The following is a 5,441-nucleotide window of genomic DNA, read 5'->3' as shown; positions in this document are numbered from 1 at the left end:
CACCCGCGCCCCCCACCCCCCACCACTCGTTCCCCTTCCCGGGGGACGGGCGCACCACAAGGCCCGGGAGGCGCACCAGATGCCGCTCAAGTACACCCGCGAACTGCTCACTGCGCTCGCCGCCGAGTCCGCCAGCATCGACGACATGATGCGCAGGCTCGGCGTCCCCATGGCGGGCGGCACCCACAGCTACCTCAGCAGACGGCTCAAGCACTACGGAATCGACACCTCGCACTTCAACCAGGGCCGGCCCGACTACGGACGCCGCCGGTACACCCGGGAGCAGCTGGCAGCGGCCGCGGCAGACAGCACCAGCATCAACGGGATGCTCGACCACCTGGGCATCACCCCGTACGGCAGCATCTACTCGCACTTCAAGAAGCAGCTGTGCCGGTTCGGCATAGACACCTCGCACTTCGCCTTCCGGGGCGACGGCACGGCTCGCACGCTGCAGGTCCCCGAGGCCGAACTGGCCCGGGCGGTCGCCGACAACCGCAGCATCGCCGGCACGCTCCGCGCTCTCGGCCTGGTCGACGGTGGGGCGGCACGCGCGAAGCTGAAGGCGAGCATCGAGCTGCACGGGATCGACACCGGCCACTTCACCGGGCAGCAGCACGGCAGAGGCCGCAAGACCGGCCCGCGACGCAAGCCGGAGCGGCTTCCGCCGGGGAGTCCCCGGATTCCCGGCGACCGCCTGCGGGCGATGCTGGTGCACATCGGCCACGCCGACGTCTGCCGGATGTGCGGCACCCCACCGGTCTGGCTGGGGCAGCCGATGACGCTGGAGGTGGACCACGTCAACGGGGACTGGCTCGACAACCGGGTCGAGAACCTGCGTCTGCTGTGTCCCAACTGTCACTCCGTCACGCCGACCTACTGCGGCCGGAACAGGCAACCCCCGGCCGTGTCCTGACGACGCCCAGCCGGCCTCGCCGGCTGCCGCTACCCACGCGCGATTCGCAGACGGTAGGCTGGCTGTGCCAGGCGCCCGTACCCCAGCTGGCGAGAGGGCTGCGGTTTAGGTCCGCAGGGTCGTGGGTTCGAGTCCCACCGGGCGTACCTGTCAAAGAAGCCCTTCTTCCTTCGATTCGAAGGAAGAAGGGCTTTCGCTTTCCCGGCCGACGTCGTGTCAGCCGAGCAGTTCGCGGACCACCGGGGCCAGGGCGCGGAAGGCCTGGCCGCGGTGGCTGATGGCGTTCTTCTCGTCGGCCGTCAGCTCGGCGCAGGTGCGGGTCTCGCCGAGGGGTTCGAGGATCGGGTCGTAGCCGAAGCCGCCGTCGCCGGCCGGGGCGGTGCGCAGGGTGCCGGTCAGGCGGCCCTCGACCACGCGCTCGGTGCCGTCGGGGAGGGCGAGCGCGGCGGCGCAGGCGAAGTGGGCAGCCCGGTGCGGGTCGGAGATGTCGGAGAGCTGGGCGAGCAGCAGGTCCAGGTTGGCGCGGTCGTCGCCGTGCTTTCCGGCCCAGCGGGCGGAGAAGATGCCGGGGGCGCCGCCCAGCACGTCCACGCAGAGGCCGGAGTCGTCGGCGACGGCGGGCAGTCCGGTGGCGCGGGCCAGGGCGTGCGCCTTCAGCAGGGCGTTCTCGGCGAAGGTGACGCCGGTCTCGGGGACGTCCGGGATCTCGGGGTAGGCGTCGGCACCGACGAGTTCGACGTCCAGGCCCGCGTCGCCGAGGATGGCGAGCAGCTCGGCGACCTTGTGCTGGTTTCGGGTGGCGAGGACGAGGCGTCGGGTAGTCATGCAGCCCACCCTACTGACCTGCGGAGCGCGGCTCAGCCGGTGCAGACCTTGGTGAGCTTGGACGCCGCGTCGCTGAGCGGCTGCAGGTCGGGCACCTGGTTGGCGTTGATCGCGGTCTGCGCCTTGTCGACCTGGGCCTGGAGGTCGCCGACGGCCTTGGCGACGTCGGTGTCGCTGGAGTTGCGGCCGAGCTGGTCGAGGTCCTTCTTGAGCTTCTGCAGGGCCTGGCCCGCCGCCTGCGGGTCCTTGTCGGCGTTGTTGAAGGCGGTTCCGGCGTCCGCGACATCGCCGGTGATCTTCACGGCGGTGTTGCCGCAGTCGATCGCCTTCTGGGCGGCGGAGCAGCTGACGGCGCTGAGTGGCAGGAGGAGGATGAGTGCGGCCACGGCAAGGGTGGTGGAGCGGTTGATGCTGTGCTGCATCGCTGTTCCTCCGGTGATGGCGCTGGGGCTGGTCCGGTAACGGATGACGACCACCGAGGTGCCGATGGTTCCCGGAGCCGGACCACTGCGCCGAACGGTACGGGTTCCGGGCCCGGCCTGTACAGCGGCCGCACCCGGAACCCGTCCGGCCCTGACGGGAGGTCAGCCCTGCAGGGCCTTGCGCTGGATCTCGTCCAGTTCGGCGCAGCCGAGGGTGCCGAGGTCGAGCAGCTGGTTGAGCAGGTCGCGGTCGAAGGGGGCGCCTTCGGCGGTGCCCTGGACCTCGACGAAGCGGCCGTCGGCGGTGCAGACGATGTTCATGTCGGTCTCGGCCCGGACGTCCTCCTCGTACTGGAGGTCGAGCATCGGGGCGCCGTCGATGATGCCGACGCTGACGGCGGAGACACCGCCGGTGATCGGCTGGCCCTTGGCGCGCAGCAGCTTCTTGTCACGGGCCCAGGAGACGGCGTCGACCAGGGCGACGTACGCGCCGGTGATGGCGGCGGTGCGGGTGCCGCCGTCGGCCTGGAGGACGTCGCAGTCGAGCACGATGGTGTTCTCGGCGAGCGCGCGGTGGTCCACGACGGCGCGCAGCGAGCGGCCGATCAGGCGGCTGATCTCGTGGGTGCGTCCGCCGATCTTGCCGCGGACGGATTCGCGGTCGCCCCGGGTGTTGGTGGCGCGCGGGAGCATGGAGTACTCGGCGGTGACCCAGCCTTCACCGGTGCCCTTGCGCCAGCGGGGGACGCCTTCGGTGACGCTGGCGGTGCAGAGCACCTTGGTGTCGCCGTAGGTGATGAGGACGGAGCCTTCGGCGTGCTTGCTCCAGCCTCGTTCGATGGTGATGGGGCGGAGCTGGTCGGGGGTGCGGCCGTCGATGCGTGACATAGCCTCCGAGCCTAGTCGCTCGTGGCCGGTGTGCTCGCAGCATGTGCGAAGGCCCACCGGCCGTGCGGTCGGTGGGCCTTCGCGGTGAGCCCGTGGGCTCAGTCCATCATGTCCTCGATCTCACCGGCGATCGGGTCGGCGTCGGTGCCGATGACGACCTGGATCGCGGTACCCATCTTCACCACACCGTGGGCTCCGGCGGCCTTGAGGGCGGCTTCATCGACGAGCTCGGGGTTGACGACCTCGGTCCGCAGGCGGGTGATGCAGCCCTCGACCTCTTCGATGTTGTCGATCCCGCCGAGGCCGGCGACGATCTTCTCAGCCTTGCTGGCCATGTCTTTCTCCCTCTGTCTCGGCGCGTCGGCTGCTCTGCCGGGTGCCGTCCTGCTCGGTGCGGTGTGGTCACTGCCGGAGTTGATGCGGGCTCAGATGTCGCGCCGTCGGGCAGCGCGACCAGCATCACCCGAGACTGACCGGTATGCCACGTTAGTCCACTTATGGAGCATTCCGGCGCGCACGTTACTGATCTTCACCCGAGGATGACGAACAGTGGGACCCGAGTCCGGCGCAGCCGAATCTACCGATAGTGGTCTACACCAATATTAGGTGCACTCCACTCAACGCGGGACCGGGCCCCGGCGTTCCGCGATCGGCTGTTCCCGTCGGCCGGTCCCGTCGGCCGCTCCGACCCGACGGCCACCGCACTCGGAGGGCGAGGATGAGTTCAGCAGGCGCCGCGGCTCCCCGGACCCCGTGGTGGCACAACCTCTACGGCGGCCTGCAGAAGATGGGGCGCAGCCTCCAGCTCCCGGTGGCGGTGCTGCCCGCGGCGGGCCTGTTGAACGGGCTCGGCCAGGATGACGTCTTCGGCAAGGACGGTCTCGGCTGGGACAACGTGGCCCGGGTCTTCGCCGCCGCGGGCGGTGCGCTGCTGGACTCCTCGCTCGGCCTGCCGCTGCTGTTCTGCGTCGGTGTGGCGATCGGCATGGCCAAGAAGGCCGACGGCTCCACCGCGCTCGCCGCCGTCGTCGGCTTCCTCGTCTACTACAAGGTGCTGCACGCCTTCCCGGTCGCCTGCAAGGCGCCGACCGTGCTGGTCGGCGACCAGTGCGTGGACTTCTCCTCGGCGCGGGCGGCAGCGGCGACGTACCAGAACCCGGGCGTACTGGGCGGCATTCTGATCGGCCTGGCCTCCGCCTGGCTGTGGGTGCGGTTCCACCGGACCAGACTGGTGGACTGGCTCGGCTTCTTCAACGGCCGCCGGCTCGTGCCGATGATCACCGCCCTGGTCGGGCTCGCCCTCGCCTGCCTCGCCCTGTGGGTCTGGCCGCCGGTCGGGGACGCGCTCACCTCCTTCAGCAGGTGGCTCTCCGACCTGGGCGCGGTCGGTTCGGGCATCTTCGGCCTCGGCAACCGCGCGCTGCTGCTGATCGGCATGCACCAGCTGCTGAACACCTTCGTCTGGTTCCAGTTCGGCGACTTCGTCAAACCGGACGGCAGCACGGTCCACGGCGACATCCCGCGCTTTCTGGCAGGCGACCCGACGGCCGGGCAGTTCACCTCGGGGTTCTTCCCGATCATGATGTTCGCGCTGCCCGCCGCCGCGATGGCCATCGCGCACTCCGCCAAGCCGCACCGCCGCAAGGAGATCTACGGCCTGATGACCTCGATGGCACTGACCTCCTTCGTCACCGGCGTCACCGAGCCGATCGAGTACTCCTTCGCCTACATCGCGCCCGCGCTGTATGCGGTGCACGCCGTACTGACGGGCGTGTCGATGGCCGTCACCTGGGGGCTCGGGGTGCACGACGGCTTCAGCTTCTCGGCGGGCCTGATCGACTACGTGATCAACTGGGGACTGGCCACCAGACCGTGGCTGATCATTCCGATCGGACTCTGCTTCGCACTGGCGTACTACGCACTGTTCCGCTCCATCATCGTCAGGTTCGATCTGAAGACCCTGGGGCGCGAGGACGAGTCCGAGGTCGAGGACGTCACCAAGGACTGACCTGCGCCTTCACCACCGACGGTGTTTTTGTTGCGCAACTCTCCAAAATCACGATCACGCCGGGTAATCATGATCATTAATCGGCAACAAGGTTTCGATTTCATAGCACTTCCGACCTGCGCGCCTTCCGACCCTTCCCCCCCTTGTCCACACGTGCTACAAAACTGGTCTACACCACTAGTGGTGTAGACCAGTTCGCGGTTTCGGAACCCCCTGGCACCTCCCCCGATCCGGGCCGCCCTGTCGTTAGGAACCATCCCCCATGAGTACGACTGCGCAGGCATCGACGCCCGCTGCGGCACCGGCCCCTTCCCCCGCCAAGCAGTTCGGCCAGAACCTGCTGCAGGGCCTGCAGAAGATCGGCCGCAGCCTCCAGCTCCCGATC

At 69.1% G+C, this 5,441-nt stretch carries 6 protein-coding genes and 1 tRNA gene; 3 read left to right on the top strand and 4 right to left on the bottom strand.

Translation table 11 applies throughout. The annotated features are described in order from the left end of the window. Positions 1-913: HNH endonuclease signature motif containing protein (locus UK12_RS31730; RefSeq protein ID WP_231591470.1), on the top strand; the 913-nt coding region annotated here is incomplete at its 5' end. 71 nt (positions 914-984) lie between these two features. Next, positions 985-1,059 (top strand) — tRNA-Leu (locus UK12_RS31725). Positions 1,060-1,129: 70 nt separating this feature from the next. Here UK12_RS31725 and rdgB read toward each other — a convergent pair. From rdgB to UK12_RS31705, 4 genes are all read right to left on the bottom strand, one after another. Then, positions 1,130-1,738, bottom strand: a complete 609-nt coding sequence (gene rdgB / locus UK12_RS31720) for an RdgB/HAM1 family non-canonical purine NTP pyrophosphatase (RefSeq protein WP_045306670.1) — start codon at positions 1,736-1,738, stop codon at positions 1,130-1,132. A gap of 32 nt (positions 1,739-1,770) precedes the next feature. Beyond that, positions 1,771-2,160, bottom strand: coding sequence for a hypothetical protein (locus UK12_RS31715; protein WP_045306669.1), 390 nt, complete (start codon positions 2,158-2,160; stop codon positions 1,771-1,773). Positions 2,161-2,322: 162 nt separating this feature from the next. Continuing rightward, entirely contained in the window at positions 2,323-3,048 is a 726-nt protein-coding gene (rph, locus tag UK12_RS31710; RefSeq protein ID WP_045306668.1) for a ribonuclease PH, read from the bottom strand. Between the two features lie 98 nt (positions 3,049-3,146). Beyond that, a complete protein-coding gene (locus UK12_RS31705) occupies positions 3,147-3,383 on the bottom strand; it encodes a glucose PTS transporter subunit EIIB (RefSeq protein WP_045306667.1) in 237 nt (78 codons plus the stop codon). Between the two features lie 383 nt (positions 3,384-3,766). Here UK12_RS31705 and UK12_RS31700 point away from each other — a divergent pair, with 383 nt between their 5' ends. Continuing rightward, a complete protein-coding gene (locus tag UK12_RS31700; RefSeq protein WP_045306666.1) occupies positions 3,767-5,056 on the top strand; it encodes a PTS transporter subunit EIIC in 1,290 nt (429 codons plus the stop codon). Positions 5,057-5,441 lie beyond the last annotated feature (385 nt).

Origin of the sequence: Saccharothrix sp. ST-888, assembly GCF_000955975.1 — a bacterium.
Classification (GTDB): domain Bacteria; phylum Actinomycetota; class Actinomycetes; order Streptomycetales; family Streptomycetaceae; genus Kitasatospora.
Note: the sequence above shows the minus strand (reverse complement) of the source record. Positions and strands in the feature narration are given on the sequence as shown.

What these genes read in the sequence shown, in the direction of transcription:
- UK12_RS31705 (WP_045306667.1), bottom strand. Translation starts at nt 3,383, where the DNA reads ATGGCCAGCAAGGCTGAGAAGATCGTCGCCGGCCTCGGCGGGATCGAC.
- UK12_RS31700 (WP_045306666.1), top strand. Translation starts at nt 3,767, where the DNA reads ATGAGTTCAGCAGGCGCCGCGGCTCCCCGGACCCCGTGGTGGCACAAC.
- UK12_RS31715 (WP_045306669.1), bottom strand. Translation starts at nt 2,160, where the DNA reads ATGCAGCACAGCATCAACCGCTCCACCACCCTTGCCGTGGCCGCACTC.
- rph (WP_045306668.1), bottom strand. Translation starts at nt 3,048, where the DNA reads ATGTCACGCATCGACGGCCGCACCCCCGACCAGCTCCGCCCCATCACC.
- rdgB (WP_045306670.1), bottom strand. Translation starts at nt 1,738, where the DNA reads ATGACTACCCGACGCCTCGTCCTCGCCACCCGAAACCAGCACAAGGTC.